The sequence below is a fragment of the Pseudoalteromonas sp. Scap25 genome (genome assembly GCF_013394125.1).
GTDB lineage: Bacteria > Pseudomonadota > Gammaproteobacteria > Enterobacterales > Alteromonadaceae > Pseudoalteromonas.
This window is the reverse complement of record NZ_CP041327.1, coordinates 469238-490369: the sequence shown is the minus strand read 5'-3', so window position 1 is coordinate 490369 and position 21132 is coordinate 469238. Positions and strand designations below refer to the sequence as shown.

Annotated in this window: 15 protein-coding genes; 1 reads left to right on the top strand and 14 read right to left on the bottom strand. The window is 35.1% G+C overall.

All coding sequences use genetic code 11. The features are described from left to right. Nucleotides 1-189: 189 nt before the first annotated feature. The 7 genes from FLM54_RS02280 to wecA are packed head-to-tail and all read right to left on the bottom strand — an operon-like array spanning nt 190 to nt 9729. A complete protein-coding gene (locus tag FLM54_RS02280) occupies nt 190-2607 on the bottom strand; it encodes a heparinase II/III family protein (RefSeq protein ID WP_178954916.1) in 2418 nt (805 codons plus the stop codon). A gap of 10 nt (nt 2608-2617) precedes the next feature. Next, nucleotides 2618-3826 (bottom strand): hypothetical protein, encoded by a 1209-nt coding sequence (locus tag FLM54_RS02275; protein ID WP_178954914.1) that lies wholly within the window; start codon nt 3824-3826, stop codon nt 2618-2620. Continuing rightward, on the bottom strand, nt 3819-4787 hold the full coding sequence (locus FLM54_RS02270) for a hypothetical protein (protein WP_178954912.1): 969 nt from the start codon (nt 4785-4787) through the stop codon (nt 3819-3821). The genes FLM54_RS02275 and FLM54_RS02270 overlap by 8 nt, the downstream gene beginning before the upstream one ends. A 32-nt stretch (nt 4788-4819) precedes the next feature. Continuing rightward, complete coding sequence (locus tag FLM54_RS02265; protein ID WP_178954910.1) at nt 4820-6868, bottom strand: glycosyltransferase; 2049 nt, start codon at nt 6866-6868, stop codon at nt 4820-4822. Further along, nucleotides 6865-7914: a glycosyltransferase family 4 protein gene (locus tag FLM54_RS02260; RefSeq protein ID WP_178954908.1), complete on the bottom strand. Its 1050-nt coding sequence runs from the start codon at nt 7912-7914 to the stop codon at nt 6865-6867. The genes FLM54_RS02265 and FLM54_RS02260 overlap by 4 nt, the downstream gene beginning before the upstream one ends. Beyond that, complete coding sequence (locus FLM54_RS02255) at nt 7915-8655, bottom strand: WecB/TagA/CpsF family glycosyltransferase (RefSeq protein ID WP_178954906.1); 741 nt, start codon at nt 8653-8655, stop codon at nt 7915-7917. It abuts the gene before it with no gap. A 15-nt stretch (nt 8656-8670) separates the two neighbouring features. Further along, nucleotides 8671-9729, bottom strand: coding sequence for a UDP-N-acetylglucosamine--undecaprenyl-phosphate N-acetylglucosaminephosphotransferase (gene wecA, locus FLM54_RS02250; RefSeq protein ID WP_178954904.1), 1059 nt, complete (start codon nt 9727-9729; stop codon nt 8671-8673). A gap of 449 nt (nt 9730-10178) precedes the next feature. On the opposite strand from wecA, the gene FLM54_RS02245 reads away from it, so the two are divergent. Next, on the top strand, nt 10179-11285 hold the full coding sequence (locus tag FLM54_RS02245; RefSeq protein WP_178954902.1) for an acyltransferase family protein: 1107 nt from the start codon (nt 10179-10181) through the stop codon (nt 11283-11285). Here the strand turns inward: FLM54_RS02245 and FLM54_RS02240 are convergent. The 7 genes from FLM54_RS02240 to FLM54_RS02210 all read right to left on the bottom strand — a co-directional run bounded on the left by FLM54_RS02240 (nt 11259) and on the right by FLM54_RS02210 (nt 21128). Then, nucleotides 11259-11924 (bottom strand): sulfotransferase family 2 domain-containing protein, encoded by a 666-nt coding sequence (locus FLM54_RS02240; protein ID WP_178954900.1) that lies wholly within the window; start codon nt 11922-11924, stop codon nt 11259-11261. The genes FLM54_RS02245 and FLM54_RS02240 overlap by 27 nt on opposite strands. Then, complete coding sequence (locus FLM54_RS02235; RefSeq protein WP_178954898.1) at nt 11914-13170, bottom strand: lipopolysaccharide biosynthesis protein; 1257 nt, start codon at nt 13168-13170, stop codon at nt 11914-11916. Before FLM54_RS02235 ends, FLM54_RS02240 begins: the two co-directional genes overlap by 11 nt. Beyond that, nucleotides 13160-13807: a sulfotransferase family 2 domain-containing protein gene (locus tag FLM54_RS02230; RefSeq protein WP_178954896.1), complete on the bottom strand. Its 648-nt coding sequence runs from the start codon at nt 13805-13807 to the stop codon at nt 13160-13162. The genes FLM54_RS02235 and FLM54_RS02230 overlap by 11 nt, the downstream gene beginning before the upstream one ends. Then, nucleotides 13808-14689: a glycosyltransferase family A protein gene (locus tag FLM54_RS02225; protein ID WP_178954894.1), complete on the bottom strand. Its 882-nt coding sequence runs from the start codon at nt 14687-14689 to the stop codon at nt 13808-13810. A 128-nt stretch (nt 14690-14817) separates the two neighbouring features. Continuing rightward, the gene (locus tag FLM54_RS02220; RefSeq protein ID WP_178954893.1) at nt 14818-16719 is read right to left on the bottom strand and encodes a tetratricopeptide repeat protein; all 1902 of its coding nucleotides are present in this window, start codon (nt 16717-16719) and stop codon (nt 14818-14820) included. A gap of 74 nt (nt 16720-16793) precedes the next feature. Next, a complete protein-coding gene (locus FLM54_RS02215; protein ID WP_178954891.1) occupies nt 16794-18479 on the bottom strand; it encodes a hypothetical protein in 1686 nt (561 codons plus the stop codon). A gap of 579 nt (nt 18480-19058) precedes the next feature. Continuing rightward, complete coding sequence (locus FLM54_RS02210; RefSeq protein ID WP_178954889.1) at nt 19059-21128, bottom strand: secretin N-terminal domain-containing protein; 2070 nt, start codon at nt 21126-21128, stop codon at nt 19059-19061. Nucleotides 21129-21132 lie beyond the last annotated feature (4 nt).

Genomic DNA, 21132 nt, shown 5'->3' with positions numbered 1-21132 from the left:
ATAGAATTAAATGCCAAAATTAATATGCAAGTAATATCATCAAAAAAAGAGTTCACTCCTCATCTCGTTTGCATTATGAAATATTTACTCATAAAAAAGCCTAAGCTCAGATTGTTATTTGAACTTAGGCTAAAACTTACAATATATTAAAAACTTATGTTTATATTTTCGATAAAAAAACTATGGCCGTTATTGAGTTATTGATAATATATTATTCACTTTATCATAAATTATTTTTATTTCTCCGGCCGTTATCTTAACTGTATTTTCACTAACATCTTTTAACTCTATTTTAAGCTCTTTATCCAATGAGAAAACATTAACAGTATAGTAGCTATTTGATAGAGTGATACACTCCTTAACTGGTGCTTCCACACCTGTATTATATCCTTCAGTGATCCAGCCCTGGAGGGGAGTGCCTGTTTCATCAAATTCACCCTTTTCAATTTTGCACGTTGGTGAGCTCGTAGACCATCTTTTTTGAAAAACTGTTTTCCCACTTTTAAGAGCTATTTTTGTTTCAGTATCAGACTCCATATAAATATTACTACTGTGGGCATAGTGCCAGTTTTCTTCATATTTTTTTGCGCCAACTGCATTGTCAATAACAACTAGCGTAGGATTTTCATTTGTACTAAACGCAATTGCCCTACTATGTTTTTGAGTATTTGATATAGGCTGATTCCCTGCAAATAGGAGTAAGTTCCCCTGTTGCTCAGCTTGATTTAATTGCGCTGATTGCAAATTAGATTCTAACTCATCGAGAACTAAAGTATTGTGATTTGATAAAGACCAAAAATTTCGTCTTCCTGGATTGTTATAAGAAAAAGGGCCACCAGAATCGACCAAAACATTTTCGCCATGTAAATTATAAACAATATTCAAATTATCAAAGTGCCCATGGACAATCCTGATAGGTCCTGCGTCAAAATACACTTTACTCGCACCTTTAGGACTATCACTTTTAGCTATTACTAAACCTTCAACCTCACTAACATTTAATGCATCTAAAGCTATTTGCCCTCGCTCCAAAAAAGCTTCAAATTCAGGAATTCGCACTTTAAAGTGTGCATAATACCCTTTCAAATAACCTAACCAATATTTATTGTTATAAGAGTCACCTATTGCAGGAGATGTCCCATCTTCATTTAATAAATAAGGACCTTTAGAAATTGCTTTTGATAAAGTTTTCACTAAAATATTGGGTGAAGAAATTTGCAAGTTATCTAACTGTATTTTTGCTTCAAGTAACATTGATATACCAGTAAAGTGATATTCAAATGCTTGCTCCACGCTCTGTCCACTTTGCTCATCAAACATCAATTTTGATGCATTTTGCAGTCTCGAAATCGTTGTATTGAATAATTCTTCTGCTTTTGATTTATAGGCGAAAACACTAAATAGATTTAATGCAGATTTGGCTTGAATCAAACCATGATTTTCATCATCGTAAATAGGATCATTTATATAAAACTGTAGCATTTCCCAGTCTTTATCTAATAAGTTTAATAATGCAACTTGTGTGTCCTTGTTAAACACTTCAAAAAAATTTAAATAAAAATACAGTAAGTGGTTTACTCTTAAAGCTACAGCATCTTCTCTGTATGCAACTGAGGGTAACGCGTTTTCAATGTAAGGGTACGTAGAGTTATAGTCTATTAAATAAGTGCTTATTTTATCTAGCCACACTTGTTCATTAGTATCTTTGTAAACTTCTCCATATGTAGTTAGCCAACCTAAGCTATGATAAAAAAGTTGCCAACTGACATTATCTACTGGGTTTTCATGCCAAGTTGGGTCTTCAGGAACCTCCCATGAACCAAAGTTCAACCAATAAAAGTCAATTTCATTTTTTGTTATTAGCAGCTCTTTTAATGAATCTCGAGTAAATATAGAGCGTTGAGGCCAATTTAGCTTAGCCATCTCTGGTTTTGAATAATAGTTAAAATTAATTAAACTATTTCCCTCAAGCCAAGTCGGTAATAAAAAGTTAAATTTTAAGCTTTCCCCTCTCAGAAAGTCTTCTTCATCAAACACTTTAAATTTATAAATAACGTGGTTTCCATGAAAAGTAGAACTCAGCTTTTCAATATCAATTGAAGCTGGAGCTATATTGGACACCTCAATTTCAGGCTCTTGTGAAATAATTGAATCAAATTCGACCTTTAAAGTTATTGTTTCACCTTCAATGGCTATGTCAGAACTCTGCTCTATCTTTACGATATTTACAGGTTCAACGAGAACATCAACGCGTGCACTTAAAACATCGTCACCGATGGTTACGTGATATTCAAAAAAATCAGCTCCTGTAAAAGAGTTTTCTGAGGTGTAAACAATATTATTTTGCTCAATAGTTAATTTTGCGCCTTCGTTTGAGCGCTCATCTACCGACATCTGATAAATTACTGGTAGGTTTTCATCATTAGACAGAACATTTAGTTTAGATTTTGAATTTGTTTTTATATTAAAATTATCTTGAGCAATTTTAATATTGACTTCATCAGCTTCATTATCGGTACTTCCACTCCCTGAATTATCATTGCATGCAAAAAGAAAGCTTGAAATAAACACTATAAAAAAGATTTTTTCCATTAATAGGTTTCTCATCCATAAATCCTTATTTTTTAAAAATCACATCGCCCATTTTTTTTATAATTATCATTGTTATATATATAAACAACACATACAACACTAAAGGGTCTAGCATACCTGTGTGTATAGATATTGTTAACAGTATAAAACAAATTAAAAATGGAGCACTCTCAATAGGCCTATTTCGAGTCAAGAAACGATGACTTCCTAATGTAATAAATACACCAACAAAAAAACTTAGAATGTACGCACCATATGTTCCAAATTCTAAATAAAATTGACCCAATATCGAGGAGGTAGTTGTAGACTCTTGCCAGTTTGTACGTCCTAACCAATAAGACAACAAAGTCCTACTATGAGTTTGCTCCCCTGGTAATATTGTCGAGAATCCAGCTAGAGTGAACTGACCATATTGAAGCCCGATATCGGGTAAAATAGCGTTTATACCTTTTATAACAATAGAACCCTCGGCAAAGACTAAAATAAATGGTGCAAAAATAAATAGCTCTGGAGGCATGTCTAAATTGGCTAAAAGTTTAATGATAGCTTCAGGATCATCTTGAAATCGGAGTAAAGGATATAAGGTCATTATTGATAAGAGTATAATAGAACCAAATGCCTTTGTTTTTTTAGAAATATAGAATCGGTTGTATTTTACATTTAGAAAAACAAACATCAAAATAGTAACTACTAAAGGAGTTCTATAACCCATAGTTAACATGATGATACTGGCAAGAGCGGTAAAGTACAGCAGTTTTTTTTTAGAAAGCCACACATACATAAATGGATATAAAATCCAAATAAGACCGATTAGATATGTAAAAAAACCTGACACATCTTTTCTGTCAGAAATATTTAAAACAGGTACACCATGCATAACGATAAGTACTACATAGCTCACTAATGAAACAACAACAAGCAGTATAAGCGTAAAGTTTACTATAGGGTTAAAGCTCACACCCTCTGACGGAATATGAATAGATTCTCGTTGCGGTTGGTTTTGATTTTCATTTATCGAAATAAATAAGCGACTTAGAATCACACCTGTCAGCAGTGATACTACCGAAAGCGAATAAAAAGTTAATTGCCATAGGCCAACATGTTTAGCAAAAACCCAGCCCAAGAAGAAATAAACGGCAAAGCAGGATACGTAAACTTGCACCAACCTGTTTTGTTTGATCATAGTAAAAATTAAAACGAGCATTACTGCTAATGCTGAACACTTTTCAATCATTAGTGCGCATTCTTAAATATGTTTTAAAGAAAATAAAAAACAATGCAATTACTCCACCTATGAAAGTAATTCCTAGAACAATAAGTACTCTTTTGGGCCCAGATTTTTCCTCTGGCAAAAATGCACTATCCCTAACTTCAAAACCAAAATTCTTTTTTATATTAACTAGGGTTAATTTTTGATATTGCTCTTGAAGCAGCTGAGATAATGTCACTCTTAATTCACTATTATTTAAATTAGTATATTGACTTTCTATAAATTCAATACTTTGTTCAGCATCCAAACGCTCTTTATTACGAAGGTATTCACTTAAAGTTACTAATAAAGATTCTACCCATTGCTTAGAGATTTCTGGTGAATAGAAAGTAATTGATATAGTTAACAAATCAGTTTTCTTATTTTTAGAAAAACTCATTACCTCTTTGAACTTTAAAAATAGCTCTTCTGATGAAGGTTTTTGTGATTGGTAGGGTTCTACCTCTCTGACCCACTTCTTATTTGACTCATCGTAAATATCCTCGTCAATAATTAACGTGTTAGTCTCTCTATCCCAGTCTTTGGCGGCAAATAATGGAACAGCAATTTTTTGTTGGTCGATAAAGAGCTTAATGAAATCCCGAGATTCTAATGTTTCTGTAATAACGTTAACATCTCCACCACCACCGATGGAAACACCTGCCATACTCGCTAAACCACCAAACTGACTAGCTAAAGCCCCTAAACCTGAGGTTTTATCTTCACTAACCGCAGCAATTTTTGAAAACGAACGGTATTCATTAGATAAGCTTAATGAATAAGCAATAGAGCCCAACCCAAATACAAATGTTATAATCAAAACACTTAAAAAATTTTGTTTGATTAAATCAACAAACGCAAAAAAATCACTATTTTTACTATTCACAAGCTTTCCTACAGAAAGGTTATCTTTAGCTTTTTCAACATTAATTTTGACATCTGTCATTACACACTACTCTTAATCATTATTTAATACACCTATGGTATGAATTGTGCCACAGCTTGTTTTGCTCTCATATTTCTATAGGCGAATACAATACAAATAAATGGCAACAAATAGGCAATTGAGTTTAAATTCACAACTTTAAATACCAATAAACTAATTGCTATCAGCGTTGCGCCCAATACTAGCAGGTTGAGCTTAGCAACAATATCTTCTTTTCCACGCAAGCTTAAAGACGTTAGAAAAATAAAGCCATACTGTGAAGATATAAAAATAGATGTAATTGCAATTGATGCCATAAATGCTGTCACCTTGGGAGCACCCAATATATAAAGATACATAAACGAAATAACTGAGCTAGCCAAGCAGCTTACTAAAATCAACTTGCAATATTTATTATTTACTATGACTATATTATCAAGAGAAAGATTATGGCTTCCCAATAAAGGCATATTTTTATTAGCTTGAGTCCTTGGAATTAGCATAGCTATAGAAAAACATGAAATAGTTAAAGCCACATATGACGCAACCTCAGGTTCAAAAATTAGTTTTGCTGTATAAGGAAAACAAAATAAAGCAAAAACACTGGCAGTGGTTGATATTGCAATATTAAATACTTTTCTATTTGGGATTTTTTCCGTTGCTTTTGCTTTTAGGCTTTGCCAATCGAAAAGAGCAATAAAAAACAAACCTGATAACAGAGCGACTAAGTAAATAATGTAGGGTGCATCAAACTTAACACTTGAATCACTACTTATAAGAACAGGTGCCACTAAACAAATAATAGATATTAAGCACTCAGCCATAGCGAGTAGAAAAAAACCTTGTTTTGCAACACGGTTAAATCTAAATAGGTAATAAAAATGCAATACAACAAATAGTGGTATGCAGTAGAGCAGATTGGTTATGACACCCATCCAAAATAAACCACTTAGAATACATAACCCACAAATCAATCCACTTAACGATTGTTTAGATATACTCGTAAAAGAGTCTCTATAGTCTTGCTTTAAAATAAAAAACCCAAAGCTTTGGCTAAACATCGTATTTAGCAGCATTAAGATAAAAAAATCGCTACCAAACGAAGCTGTATCCATAGCACCTAAAAAATAAATACAGGATGACAATAAAATAACGCGAGATGCCCCTGGCCCACCCGTAGCCAATAAAGGAACGAATACATTTAATAACCAGTTAACCAGTGGTTGGTCAACTTTCTTATTATGCATATAATCCAAACGATATTTGGCTAACTTTGATAATGATTGCGCTAAGGTATGCCTTGCCTTAATGGTAAATAAACCATGCTTACTTGAGCTAAGTAGCTCCATAAAAGACACTTTTTCACCCATTATCTTTTTACGATAAAAAGCAAAGTTTTCCTTATTTCGCACACTCATTATTTTTTTATGTTTAGCTTCAAACAGGTCAATTGCGCGCAGCTTATTATTAACTGAAGAGATTCTTTCAAGTTCTTGATCATCGTTAACTATGTATAGCTCTTTACCTATTCTATAAGCATCGCCATATTTAGCGATTAATCGAACCCATAAGTCATGATCTTGCAATGCTGGCAGGTCAGGGTCAAACCCTCCCACCTCAAGCACACGCTCACGACTTACTAAAATCTGATTTGAGCACTGATTAAGATCGAGTGCAGCAGACAAAGAGATTACCTTTTCTTTATTAAATAAAGACTTTTTATGGGCTCCATAATCCCAAAAATAACCACTGCAAACAAAAGAATACTTAGGGTCATAAGCTTTTACTAAACATTCTAAACGCTCAGGTAAAAACACGTCATCATCATCTAGCCCTGTTACTAAATCTGTATCAAGTGCTTTAATGGCTTTATTTCGTGCTTTACATGCTTTTTCTGAAATTTCGTTTCGAATAAATGAGACTCTAGGATCTGAAATCGTCTTCAAATATTCGTGTGTTCCATCACTTGAACCATCATCAATAATAAGTAACTTAAAATTAGGGTATGTTTGCGACAGTACAGAACTAACCGCTTTTTTTAATAGCTCAACGCGGTTTTTGGTTGGCATATAAATACCAACACTCAGGCTCTCTTTAATCATAAGTTACCTTTAAATGCTGCATTGTAAATAGTAACAATTTGCTCAATAACACGTGTCAAAGAGAATGATTCAGCTTTTTTGCTAACAGTAACACTTAAATAATCATACTGTTTTGATGGGAGCTCTAAGTTAAAAGTCATTGAATCCTTGAGGTTAGCTAAAAGCTGCTCTTCTGAGATATTCTTTTGTTCAATGAAACGGCTAACATCATCGATTTGGGCTTTTGATCCATCTGTAGAGGTTGCAATTACTGGTATACCGCAGGCTTGGGCCTCACTAAGTGTTAAACCAAAAGATTCATTTCTTGATAAGGAGAGTATGAATTTCGCTTGATAGATGATATCGACTAACTCTTCAGGATTTTTTTTTCCAAGATAGCTAAAGTTTGAAAATTGCGCTTGGGCGGCGAGCACCTCCTGTTTCATAGGCCCTTCACCAACTAATGCAAACTGCTGCTCAGGCATCATTGCAACTAAAGATAGAAAGCGATCTATACCTTTATTTTTATCTAAACTACAAACCTGAAGAAAATCATACTTCTTTGCCAATTGCTTATTTTTAGTATAAAAAATGTTATCGTTGTAACCTGCACATAGTATTGAATAAGAGCTTACTGGGCGATAAAACTTTTTATGTAATTGTTCAGAGGTGAAAATCCAATGGTTAACTACATTAGATAGCGTTCGATATAAATAACGAGGAGGATCATATAAATAAATATCACTCCCATGGCAGGTAACAATTATTTTAACATCGCGATTACGAAAAAACTTATAAACGGCGGCAAGTATAATAGTAGGAAAGTAATAATGAACGTGAATCACGTCATAACATTTAAAACGAAGCACACATTGAAAAATAAACTGCATTAGAAAAGCAGGATACTTTAAAGCCCTACACAAAAAGCTATCTGTATTCCATTTCATTTTACAATAATCTAAGTCTAAGTCTTTTTTGTTCAACCTATCAACTTGGTTATCAACAAAAACACCTTGCATAGGAGCCGACTGTTTAAAAGACATGTTAGATAAAATAAGCACTTTCATTTAGAGCTTCTTCAACAAATACAATTGTAGGAATTTAAGCAACTTGGCTTGTCTAAATATTCTTCTTGGCTCTTTGAGCATTCTATATAGCCATTCTAAATTTAGCTTTTGCCAACCTTTAGGTGCCCTATTAACGTTACCAGCAAGTACGTCAAAGCTTCCGCCTACCCCCATAAAAAAAGTATTTGGGTATTCTAGCATCAGCATTTTTATTAGCTTTTCTTGTTTGGGTGAACCCAAAGCAGCAATAACAATATCTGGCTTAACAGAACTAGCCAAATCAAATACTTCTTGCGTGCTTTTAAAGTATCCACTCATATAACCTACTACATTTACTCCATTAGTAGTTAGATAAGCATTCGTTTTTTCAACCACTTCAGGTTTCGCACCAACTAACAAAACCCTAGAGTTAAACTGAGATGAGCGTTTTAATACCTCAAGCCATAACTCACAACCGGCTATACGACACAGTTTTTTACCTGTTTTTTGTTGTAAAGCTTTTACAACGCCAATGCCATCTGCATATGGAAATTGCGCTTCATTAATAATTTTTTTTGTTTCACTATCATCAATAGCCTTAAGTACTTTTTCTGGATTTACAGCAACAGCCATACCTGGCTTTATAAGGCCATCATCTGAAAAGATGGTTGTTAAGACATGCTCCATTGATTCAAATGGTAAAATATTCACACCGCCTATCTGAATAGGGGAAATTTGATTTACTACACTACTTTCTTCCATAAAACATCAAATACTCTAGCGGTTTGTACCAAAAAAACGACGAATATGTACACTAATACGCCAAATTCTTAGCATAAAAAAGTAATACATAATTGTGCACAAAAGAAATGAATAAAACATAATGTAGTCAGGTACATTATAAATGTCGGTTACAATACCTACCGTTGCAAACACCGTCGATATAAAGCAAATCACAACTAAAGCTTGTCTGCTGGAAAAACCCAGTCTAAGTAAAATATGATGTAGATGCTCTCTATCAGGCTTAAAGGGTGACTGACCTTTTTTGATCCTACGAGTAATGGTAGAAATTGCGTCTATTATAGGAACAGCGGCTAACCACAGTGCCGTTACAGGACTAAATGCACTTTTCTCTTGAGATTGAGACCCTTCAAGTAACAACCAAACAACAGTAAAACCAATGACTGTGCTTCCTGCGTCACCCATAAAAATTTTAAAACGCTGCCCTAAAGGGATGCCTAAGTTCATTAAAATATAAGGAACAGTTGCCACTACAATGGCAGCACAAAAGGCCATTAATTCATTTTGACCATTAAAATAAAATAAAATACCCAACGAGGTAAATGTTATTGTTGCCAAAGCCCCAAGCAGCCCATCAATACCATCGACCATATTGAAGGCATTAATAGCGCCAACAACGACAATAACAGTCATAATGTAACCAAAATAAGACAAGTTAATGCTTGTGCCACCGAACAAGGCACCAATATCATTGAAAATTAACCCGCCAAAACACATCATTAATGCGGATATAACAATCTGTAAGATCAAACGAAATCTAAAACTAATATCGTATAAATCGTCTAATACACCAATGAATAGCAAAATACTCGCACAAATTAAGTAAAGCATTGAAGAGGAAATTGTTTCGGGAAAGACAAATAAATAAGAAAAAACAACAACAAAAACCGCCAACCCACCAACCAAAGGAACAGAACCTGCGTGGTGCTTTCGAGAGTTAGGCTCATCAACTAGGTTGATAAAAATTGCAATTTTCCTAAAAATAAAGAGGCTCAAAAATGAGCATAAAAACAACCCTAAATTATTTATAATCACAATTTTTCAACCTTTTATACATGGGCTTTTGACACATTTTTATAATAACCTAGCAAACAGGCGATGTATTATAGTTGATTAAGACATAAATAAAAATAGCTTTGTATAAGTATTAGAAATTCAAAAACAAGCAAAAATACCAACAAATTCATAAGGATGAATGAGTGAAAACAAAAAAACACACTTTTTATTACTAAATTACAAAAAAGCTATACCTAATATAAATTGATTAGGATTATATCAATTTATATGAATCATTAATTTTTTATCTAAAAAGTAACTTATAAGCACTAGATTAGCTAACCCCTTTTAAACTTGAAAGTTTTAATTAATACTTAGCAAACCAAAGTCCACTACTATTAATTTCAGTTTTAAATTAGAATAGGAGGAAATTGAATTATCAATTTATATTGCAAAAAAGCTTAATCAGATTTACAACAAGGATACCAGTGGAAAAGCAAAGATATACTAACTTAGATGCATTTCGAGGGTTGGCTGCATTATTGGTTTTATTATTCCACTCCCCCTTTTTTTACGGATACAAAACAACGTTTATATCTAATAGCGACATTTTCGTTGATTTTTTCTTTATACTATCGGGGTTTGTCATTGCCCATGCATACAAAAGTAAAATCGATAGTTTAAACTTTAAAACCTATATGCAAAATCGTTTTGCTCGTATTTACCCGTTACACTTAACGTTATTATTAGCCTGGTTAATGTTTCTCTCTCTAAAACACTTACTTTATACTCAATTCAACTTGGGAAATACAGACCCTTTTATAAATAACGATTTCACTTCTTTTATTCTTAATTTATTACTCCTCAACGCACATAATTTAGATGACCAACTAACATGGAATGCCCCATCTTGGAGCATAGGCGCTGAATTTTATACTTATTTACTTTTTTTTGTAGTCGCAAAGAGCATAAGAGTCAAAAATTTACTGCAGTGGTCAATTTTTTTAATTGTTCTTGCATATACAACGCTTTATATCCTTAAACCCATCACACTTTTAAGAACATTTGATCTAGGGTTTATAAGAGCTATTGGAGGATTTTTTCTTGGTGTTAGTGTATTTATTATTAAAGAGAAAACCGAGCTAAATTACAGTTCAAAGCTTAAGGTTGCGATAATAGAGGTCGTATTATTATTAGCAGTAATAAGCTGCATAACCATTTTAGCAAAATATAAACTAGGCCAACTAACTACATTTTTAGTTTTTACATTAAGCATTTATTACTTTAGCGCATCAAACGGAGTAATTTCAACGCTCCTTAAAACAAAAACTATGCAATATTTAGGTAAAATATCCTACTCAATATACCTTACCCACTTCTTAGTCATTAATATCATTATAAATATATGGCAGTACTTTTTTGCAAAAAAAGGATTACCAATCAATACCCCTTTAGCCGATATATACAACACATCTGCTGCACCCTTTTTAAATACAGCAATAATATTAATCACATGCTTAATTTCAGCTATTACCTATAAGTTTATAGAGCAGCCATTTCAACAAAAACTAAGCGCCAAAAGAGTAGTTAAATAGCTCTATATCTTGCGCATAATAACGCTCTACAAAACGCTCGGTAATATCACAATAATAGTCCGTATAGTATTTAGCTTTAGGCTGAAAAACACTTTTAAATTTTGATGTTGTTTTATTTTTATGAGGCAGAGCAAGAGGGCTGCCGGTAATTGCCTTACTCACTTTAGCAAAGTCACTTGATAGCGTCTCAAAACGACCAATAAAATCGACTAAAAGCTCTCCTTGACGATTACAAACAAACTCAGCCTGCGGTATCACATGCCTGTACAGATCATCACCAGAGGCATAATTATCATCTTTCTCGGTTGGGAAAGACTTTAATAAAAAGTCTTTAAAAGAGCACTTATAGCCTCTGTATTTATATTCAGACAAAATGCGCTCCCAAGGATTGCGCACAAAACTAAACCGATATAATTCAGAAAAGCGCTCCTCAGTTAAATATCCGAGTTCAACATATTCATTTGCTGTTAAATGGGCCAGCCTAGGAGGGCCTAACTCTTTATTAGTATTAGCCTTAAGTAAGAATGGAGCACGTTCATGCCACTCAAACCCAGCACGCTTTAAAAACACACTTTCAATACTTTGCCCTGCTACTTTTGGAATATGAACAAATAAACATTTATCAAATTTAGAAATCATCGGCACTCATCTTAAATACTCGTTTATAAACAACGAATAAACTCACTAGGTTTTTCGCAATCATTGAAGCTGCAACAAGGCACGCCGCAGCAATACCACCATAAATAGGCGTAAATACCCACAACATTAATAAAAATAAAATGGTTATAAATAAATTTTGATATTGGTGTATTCTCTCATGCCCTGTCATTAATAAAATAACAACCGCTGAGCCACAACTTAAATTAACCCATTGGCCAATGGCTAATATTTTTATATACGTAGCAGCTTGTACATACTCTTCACCTATTAGTGAAAGCATAATATCAATACAAAAATAAACAACGAGTATTCCAGCCGTCGCTATAACGGTTAGTAAAATACGTGTTTCTCTTGCTAACTGCTTGATATTATAAAACTTACCCGCACTAAAAAAGCGAGCATAGTATGGGCTACATACCGCATTAACAGCCTGTAAAGGGTAACTAAACAGTACCGCCACTTTCAAAGCAATGGATAGCATTGCAACATCAGCCAAGCTAGCGTATTTAGCAACCAATAAATTAGCCAGCTGCTGTGTTAGCAATGCTGAAAATGCAATGACAAAATAATGCTTATTCGCCTTTCTTAATTTTTTAAGCGGAAGCGTTTTTAGGCCATCAAAGCTTGGTGTGCAATAAAAGAGAGAGGCCACGTAGGAAAAAATTAAACTAACAGCTGTACAACCAAGTACTATTTTAAACGCATGTAATGCTGTATCTGGCTTGAAAAATAGCGCGGTTAATAAAATTAGCAGGTTACTAATAAAACCAGAAAAACAAACACTATGAATAATTTTGTGTCGTGAATTTAAAACTGACGAATTAATGCTTTGCAATGCTAACAGTAAGGTTTGCATACAGATTAAGGGCAATAAGTCATTTAACCTTTCGACAGAAAACCACAAAGCTATCTGTGTATCAAAAGATAAAACCAATACCGTTAATAAGCCGCAGCTTGATAAAGCGATTACATGACTTAATACGTATAGCCTACCCAAATCTAAATCATTAAACTGTGCGCCAAAACGAACAATTAAATTTTCTAAGCCTAACTTTGCCAAGCCCGACATTAACAACGACATACTCAGGCACAAAACAAGCAAACCAAATTCGTTAACGCCAAGTTGTTGTGCAAAAAGCGCAAATACCCCCAAACTGGAAAGTGCAGTAAGTAACTTAATAGAAAAAGAGCCGGCAATAAATGCACTTAATGATTTAATTAACATCAATTGGGGTATAGCCAAAGAGCTCAAAATCAAAATAATATAATTGGTTAATCTTTTTATACTGAGCGCTTGTTAATATAGGTAAGCTCACTTTTTCAGAGCGGTTAATAAATTCTAAACTGTTTGGCAAATTATGCTTTTTAGCAAAAGCAGGCCACTGCTCAGCTAGCTTTTCAAAATGTAAAACGGTATCTATATTTAAGGCTAAATCGCTTTTGCATACAAATAAGTACTGCGGCTTAAACAATTTGTGCTGCATTATAAAGTGCATATCTAATAATACATCGACAAAGCTGGCAAAGTCATGGCTATTACTTTTAATTTTATCTGCTAATAACTTATCACTTTGTGAGCCATTACCACCTTGCAAGCTGTACTTATAAGCTGAAAATAATCGCTCTAACGGATGCCTTACAATGGCAAAGCGGTGATACTTTTTATAAAAGTAGTCATTCACCTCATTGTAATACCCCGATTCCACATGAAAGCGCCCGCCACTATCGCCTAAGGCTTTCATAACACTTGAGCCCGCATTTTTGGGAATATGAATAAAAATACACTTATATTTGTGCATATAAGGTTTATAAGGATACACGCAAAAAGGGAAGCGCTTTAATAAACGCTTTAAAATGGTCATTTACTGCCTCAACTTAGCCAAAAGAGTTTCATCAAAGCCAACCACGTTAGCTAATTGAGCATCATTGGCTGTTTTATTATGTAGCCATAAACTGTGTGCTTGTGTGCCTACAACATGCAAATAATCTTTATAAGGCGTAGGGTTTGCAACCAGTTTTATTTTTATGCCTTTTTTAAGCGTCATAAATTTAAACCAAATATCATCTGCCGTTGGGCATAGTGCCATGCATAGTTCGGTATTAGTTACTTCTTCGGCAAAGCAATTTTCAGGGTACAGCACTCCCCCTATGCCAATAGGCATCAGTAAATAACTAGGTAGTTTCTCATTGCTATCAAACTGCCATTGCGAATAAGGAGCAATATGGCCAGTAGAGTCAAACGTAACCTTATGGGCTCTGTGGCAAATAATAGCGCTTGGGTAAACTAAATGTTGTTTGTAAAGTTGCTCAATTTGATTAACGGGGTAAATAATATCGTCGTCAAAAGTAATAATGGGTACACCCAACTGCAAACGTAAACTAGGAATCAGCTTTTTGTAAGAGCGCAAATCCTCACACCAGTTAAATGTAATATATGATTCTAGTTTTTTTAGTTCAGCGGTTAGTACTTCGCCATGGGCTAACCATACTATAATTTGCTGTGGTTTAACTGTTTGGTTTAATAGACTGTATAACGTGTAATGCAGCGTTGCTATACGCTTGCCATAACTGGTTAGTGACACAACGCAATCAATACTCTCAGCCTCACCATTTTCAGCGTTGAGCGTAAGACCTTGCTGAGCCAGTAAACGCTGTTGGCTTATTAAAAGCTGCTGATGTAAAAACGCTACCCGCTGTTTTAAATAGCGCTTGGAAAAAAGCCAATATTTAACTCGTTGCCACACTTTTTTATCCAACTAAAATCAATATTTTACCAAAAACTCTTTAGCAATACAGTTTGTAAAACTAAATAGCCGCAAATAAAAGGCAGTGCTTTTTTATACAAACACAGCCATTTACAGGGACTTGTTTATTAAAACAAAGCAGTACCAAAATGATTTGCGTATTGGCTAATGTGTTTTTTAGCAAAACCAATCAATGACTCAAGCTGCTCAGTTGCTATTACGGGCACGTTATCTTGCTGATTAAACAACTGTTCTAAATGGTGCCAATATTTTAAGTTTAGTTGTAACAGTTGCTTTTCAAGTGAGTACACTTCAGCCATTAACGCAGAGTCTGTTAAGTTATCATTTAAAGCGACACTTTTCACAACCGTTGTAAGCACGTCTCGTAATTGGTTTATATTCGTTAAATCAGGGATAGATAAACTATCAAGTGTAATGCCTTTGTCTATTTTTATAATGTTAGGGACATATTTGGCCAAATGTTTTGCGCTAGCAGACACCGTCTCATTGCCAAACGGGTTATTACCCAAAACCTGCGCTTCCCGCCCATCGGCCAATTGCATGTTAACAGGTACGCTAAACAAAAAAGGTGAGCTCAAATCAACAAAGCCATAAATTAATAGCGTACTTAGCGGATCAAAATAGTTGTATTGTACGAATAACTCATCATTTTCACCTTGTCCTGCTGGTGAGCTAATACCTATTCCTTGACTGCTATCTTGATAGTAACTTGAAGCTAAACGATGGTTAATAAAATCGATTACCGATAATAGCCCAGCTTCAGAATCGCCTTCTACTTTAATATTTTGACGCGCTAATTGTTCTTTTTTATAGCCAAATATCCGTGCGCCAAGAAAGCTGTCTAACAATAACTTATCTTTTTTATTTTCAAGCTGTAGCTTATAAAAATTCATTATTTTAAATACATGTTTTTTCCCCGCCACCAAACTACTCAAAAGTTCTGGATGATTTGCCAAGCTAAAAAACACTGAGCTTTGCTGCCACTCTTTTAACTTATTAGTTTGATTATAAATGTCTACCATTAGTGCCATAGTATCATTAGCAGCAGAATTGCATTGTTGATTGTGTGGCTTACACAATAGGTTATTATTATTTACCGTTAAATCATAATCACACAATAATGGCATACAGGTAAGCGGTATATTAATTAAGGGGGTATTTTTAATTACCGGATAAGGGGTTTTAATCGATAAACCATGTTCGTTTGCCACAATATCAATTAGCGGGCTAAAAAATGCCCCTGCTTGTTCATTGGTATTGATTAACTTGTTTATTTGCTTTACTAGTATTTTATTACTTCCTTCAACGCGATAGTTTTCACGCTGGGGGGTAACTCGTTCTGTCGTGGTTTTTGGCTGCTCACTCATCAGCTCATCATACCAAGGCATAGCAGCAAACCGCGCCTTATTTGCCACTAACAAGGTCTTTAATTGCTCATTATAGCCATGCTTTTTAAGCACATTCATTAACAAGGTGACATGTGTATCTTTAAAACTACTAAGTATTAGTTGTAGTTTTTTTAATGTACTTTCAACTGCTTGAATATTACCTACCTGTATTGCGGCGTCTAGTTTCATTATATGCGCATTATCTGAGTAATCGGCAAGACTCAGCAAAGGGTCAATATAGTCAAGTACGTCGCTTGGCTGGTTATTTTGAATTGCCGTTATGCAGTATTGCTCACGGGCAAAAGCATTGTTTGCACTTGGGTCTAAATTAATTGATTGTTTGTAGGTATCGAGGATTAAATCTGGCTGCTTTAACTGATTATAAGTAACAGCTAAGTTATTTAAAAAACCAACTCTTGTTGCATTGCTTACAGAGTAATTAAGTAGCTTTTTATAAATAATCACACTTTGTTTAAGTTGCTTTAAATAAAAGCAGCAATGGGCTTCTAGCTCCAATAATTCCAATGACTCACCGTGTTGTTTAAGGTGTTTTTTAATTAATTGCTGCGCTTTTTTATATTTTTTTTTAGTGATTAAATCATTAATTAAGTCGATGGCCATATTAAAACCTATTATTTATTAACATAAAAAAAGCGGGCATAAGCCCGCTTTTTATTTACAAAATACAACTAATATTAGTTGTTAGTTTTGTAAGAACCTAAGTTGATGCGTGAAGAATCAGAGCTATCTACTTTAGCGCCTGCAAACACGTGAACGTCACGTGAAGGAACGTTAGTAACAACTTCGATTGCTGCTTTAAAGCCAGTTGCAGATGCATCGTAGCCTTCAGCTTTAAGCGCGTCAGTTACAAGTGAAAGGATGTTACGAACACCTGGTTTAACATCTTTTAAGCTAGCAGCTGGAAGTGCTTTCCAAGTTACGTCTTCGCCTTCGATCATGTAACGCATGCTTACATCACCAACGCGAGTTCCCGCATTTGTGTGGCGTAAGATTGGTTGCGTGTTAGGACCAAACGGAATGTATGGTAGTACTACTACTGAACCGTTAAGTTCCCAAGCACCTGCTGAAGATGCAGCTAGAGCTGGCATGTTAGCTGCACCGCTACCGATAGACTTGTCGCTTAACACGTCTACTTTAGCTGTGAAAGACTGTACTGGAATCATTACGTTTTCAAGTTTACCTTGGTCGTAACCAGGTACTGTGAAAGTGAATGCAGGAGCAGCATCAACAGGAGCAACTACAGTAGTTTTAACTGTTAACTCAGTATTAGTAGAGTTAAGTGCGTAACTAGCTACAGTATCGTTAGTACCAGCGTATGCTACAGCTGAACCGATTTCAGTAGAAGATAATTTACCATCTTCGTTTGCATCGATGTCATCATCAAGCATCCAAGAGAAATCACCAGCAATAACGTAAGTAGCAGTAGCCGGTACTAGCTCTAGGTTATCTGTGTTTTTCTCTACTTTAAGAGTAAGTGTATCGCCAGTGCCGTTAGCAAATTCTTGACGATCTTTACCAACATCGATGTCAGCGTCAAAAGCAGTAGTTACTTCAGCTGAGTACTGTGGTACAAGCGTAGTAATTACAGCAGCTTTTGCTACGTCAAACTGAGTACCAGATGTGTTAGTAGCAAATGAGTTAATTGTTACTGAAGTAGAGTTGCTAAGACCAGTAGAGTCTAAGAATAAACCACTTAGTTGTAATGCAGCACCGCCACGTACGAAATCGTTTTGAGCGTTAGCACCTTGAACAGTGAAACGAACTTGGTCTTCTTCGATATCTAGCACGTCGAATGTAACGTTACCTGTTGAAGTACCTAGTGTATCAACAACAATCTGAGGAGAAACTGTTTTAGAAGTATCTAATTTAGCACCAGAGATTTTGAATGTTAGTGTATCTTCGTCTTTGTAACCACCAATACCAGCAACAACTACTGGCTTGATTTCGATAGCTTTAACTGTTGAGTACTCAACACCGTCTTTAGTAGTAGCTGAAGACGTTTCAGCCGCTAAATAAACTGTACAAGCTTTAGCTGCTGTATATTCAACAACATTATTTGTGTTACCTTTAGTAGCAGTACCAAACGTAGCAGTGTGATCACTACCTGTAGTAATAGTTGCTGTTTCGATTACTGTAGCACTATATTCAGTGGCTAACTGTTCACAGTTATCATCAGTAGCACCACCAAAAACATTATCAACACCAAGGCCTGACTTTTTATCACCAATGCGCTTAACAAGAGCGGTTGCAGCATCAGCAGCAGTTGTAGCATCAGCAGATACGCCAGTTTTAACTGTTGCAGCAGTAGCAGTGATAGATACACCAGCTACAGCTAATGCTAGTAGAGTTTTCTTAAACATAATTTCATTTCCTTAAGTTTCATGAAACTGGGATAACAGTTTATTAATTTGTTAACTGCTAACCCACATATTTTTATTTTACTTAGGCCGTCGCCTAAGCAACAGCCAAACAATTAAAGCGTATAGATATTAACCCTTTAATGTCAACTAGTAATTGTTTGACTGTTCAATTTGCAATCAAAAGGTATTCCCTTAAACAAACTAGTTTAAATGATACAAATTGAACAACATGCAATTAACAAACTTGTTAACGCCAAACGAGTGTACTTAACTTTTTTAAACTAATCAACCTTTTCAGCTTAATTAAAACCATAAAAAATAGGCTATTTTTTCAGCTAATTAAAGGCATTTATAATGCATAAAGCGCACATAGTATAAAAAGCACATGACAAATTTATGACTAACATTAACTAACGTTAATGGTGCACTACGTTATGGCGTTATTAACCTTTGCAATATAAGGTAGTTGAGCAAAAAAAACTAGCTTTGCTACAAAAAACCATACTTTTAAACGAGCCAATTATTGTGTTTAACTATATAAAACCAATAATAAACTTGGCCAAGTAAACCTAAGTTTAACTAGTTAATTTTTAAGTTACTAAATGACGATTCAAATTGCTGTTTTAAATCATCCCACTCTGATGCGTTTTCAATCACCCGAGGGGTGACCATTAATACTAACTCTGTTTTATCGCCATCAATAGTATCGGCTTTAAATAACTCACCTAAAATTGGAATGCTTGAAAAAAACGGCACTGATGAATCTTGTGTGGTTCTGTTTTCGCTAATTAAACCGCCTAAAATAATGGTTTCGCCACTTTGTGCCACGACCTCAGTTTTTATCGTGCGCTCAAATACACTTGGGTTACCCGATAACGTAGAGCCATTTTTAACTTGGTTAGAGATTTTTTGGTCTATTTCCATCAGTACTATCCCTTGGGCGTTCACTGTGGGGGTAACACCGAGTTGCACACCCGTTTTACGGTATTCAATCGTGGTGGTTTGCCTGCCTGCATCGTCAAGCGGTGCACTGGTGGTTGAGCCAACAATAGGAATATCAGTGCCTATACTAATATTGGCATTCACGCCGTCTCGCACCACTAATGAAGGACGCGAAAGTATGCGTACTAACGAGTTACTTTGAAATAAACTAATATTTAGAGCGTCTACCCCGCTGGTTAGTGCGTAGGTTAAGCCTCCAAATGTTCCTGTATCACCCATAAAGGCACCCGAGGTTGAGGCGCTATAACGACCTTTGCTTTTTAAAGCAAATTCAACGCCGCGTTTAAATTCGTCAGTAAGCGATACTTCAGCAATGACCACTTCTAGCATAATTTGCTTTGGTAAAATATCTAAGCGTTTAACGAGTGGTAATAACTGTTGATACTTTTCGCCGGTGGTAAAAAATATCACCGAGTTTGAGCGCTCATCAATCACCATTTTTAAATCATCTGAGCTGGCACTTAATGCCCCTCTGCGTCTTGGTGTGTTACTGTTTTCACTAGAGGCTGAGGTGGTGTTACTTAAACGAGCACTACCGCCACCAATTAACGCCTCTAAACTTTCCCCCATATCTAGAGCGCGAGAGTATTGTGGCTGATAAATAAAGTACTGCTTTTCGGCGCTGTCTATGGGTTTATCTATTTGTTTTGCCCAGTATACTGCGCGCTCTATTAGCGCTTCACTGTTAGCAAAAAAAACTATTTTACCCTGCTTTTCAATGTTAACTGCAGTTACCGCGCTTGAGGTATCGCTACCTGTACCAAACTTAATGCCCTCTTGCTTTAATAACTCAGTCAGCTTATCAAGCAGCTCCATACCATTGACGTAAGTGGATTCATAAATACCAATTCGACGATTAACAAGCGATGGGCGATCAAGTAATTGTATTAGCTCTAATGCCTTTATTATTTCATTACGTTTACCAAAAACATTAATGCTATTACGATCGGTATCAGTTGATGACTTAACCCCTATCATTTGTCTTAAGGTGTTACTCATAGACATTTGCAGGCCATACTCATAAGGCACCATCTGCACGATTTCGCCAGATGTTTGCGGAATATCTGATACTTTATTACCGTACCCATAGGTAACGTCTTTATTACCGGTGTTATTATCTTTTTTATGGATGTAAAAAATATTATCACTAAAACGCACTGTATAACCGCGCTCATCTAATAGCTTTTCAGTTAAAAGGTATAACTTACGTTCAGTTAATGATTGTTGAATATTTAAAGTAACCGTTTGCGTATCATTTTTTATATCATCAGCCAGTATATAGCTCACTGCAAGTTGTTCACCTAACACTTGGTGCAGGTAATCTTGAAGCGTAAGCCCATCAGAGGCTATTTTTAATTCACGCTTATCACTAAACTGCTCTATCACATCGTCAGTAACCTGCGCTTTTTGTTCTGGTGTTTTAAATCCTTCAACATAATTAAACCGACCACTTTGCTGTTGTAGTTGTTGTTTTTTCTTGCCGTCAACTAATTCTGCATTTTCAACAGTGACTACTTTATCATTCGTTTTTAAGTATGACGTTTTTGGCTCGAAAACGTTGGATTGAATTTCTTGATTCGTTGTTGTACATGCAACCAAAGCAAAGCTGGTTACTACACACAGGCTTGAAAAGTGAACATTTTTCATAATA

Coding starts and splice junctions, on each gene's coding strand:
- FLM54_RS02280 (WP_178954916.1), bottom strand. CDS start 2,607: ATGAGAAACCTATTAATGGAAAAAATCTTTTTTATAGTGTTTATTTCA.
- FLM54_RS02275 (WP_178954914.1), bottom strand. CDS start 3,826: ATGATTGAAAAGTGTTCAGCATTAGCAGTAATGCTCGTTTTAATTTTT.
- FLM54_RS02270 (WP_178954912.1), bottom strand. CDS start 4,787: ATGACAGATGTCAAAATTAATGTTGAAAAAGCTAAAGATAACCTTTCT.
- FLM54_RS02265 (WP_178954910.1), bottom strand. CDS start 6,868: ATGATTAAAGAGAGCCTGAGTGTTGGTATTTATATGCCAACCAAAAAC.
- FLM54_RS02260 (WP_178954908.1), bottom strand. CDS start 7,914: ATGAAAGTGCTTATTTTATCTAACATGTCTTTTAAACAGTCGGCTCCT.
- FLM54_RS02255 (WP_178954906.1), bottom strand. CDS start 8,655: ATGGAAGAAAGTAGTGTAGTAAATCAAATTTCCCCTATTCAGATAGGC.
- FLM54_RS02240 (WP_178954900.1), bottom strand. CDS start 11,924: ATGATTTCTAAATTTGATAAATGTTTATTTGTTCATATTCCAAAAGTA.
- FLM54_RS02235 (WP_178954898.1), bottom strand. CDS start 13,170: ATGTTAATTAAATCATTAAGTGCATTTATTGCCGGCTCTTTTTCTATT.
- FLM54_RS02230 (WP_178954896.1), bottom strand. CDS start 13,807: ATGACCATTTTAAAGCGTTTATTAAAGCGCTTCCCTTTTTGCGTGTAT.
- FLM54_RS02220 (WP_178954893.1), bottom strand. CDS start 16,719: ATGGCCATCGACTTAATTAATGATTTAATCACTAAAAAAAAATATAAA.
- FLM54_RS02215 (WP_178954891.1), bottom strand. CDS start 18,479: ATGTTTAAGAAAACTCTACTAGCATTAGCTGTAGCTGGTGTATCTATC.
- FLM54_RS02210 (WP_178954889.1), bottom strand. CDS start 21,128: ATGAAAAATGTTCACTTTTCAAGCCTGTGTGTAGTAACCAGCTTTGCT.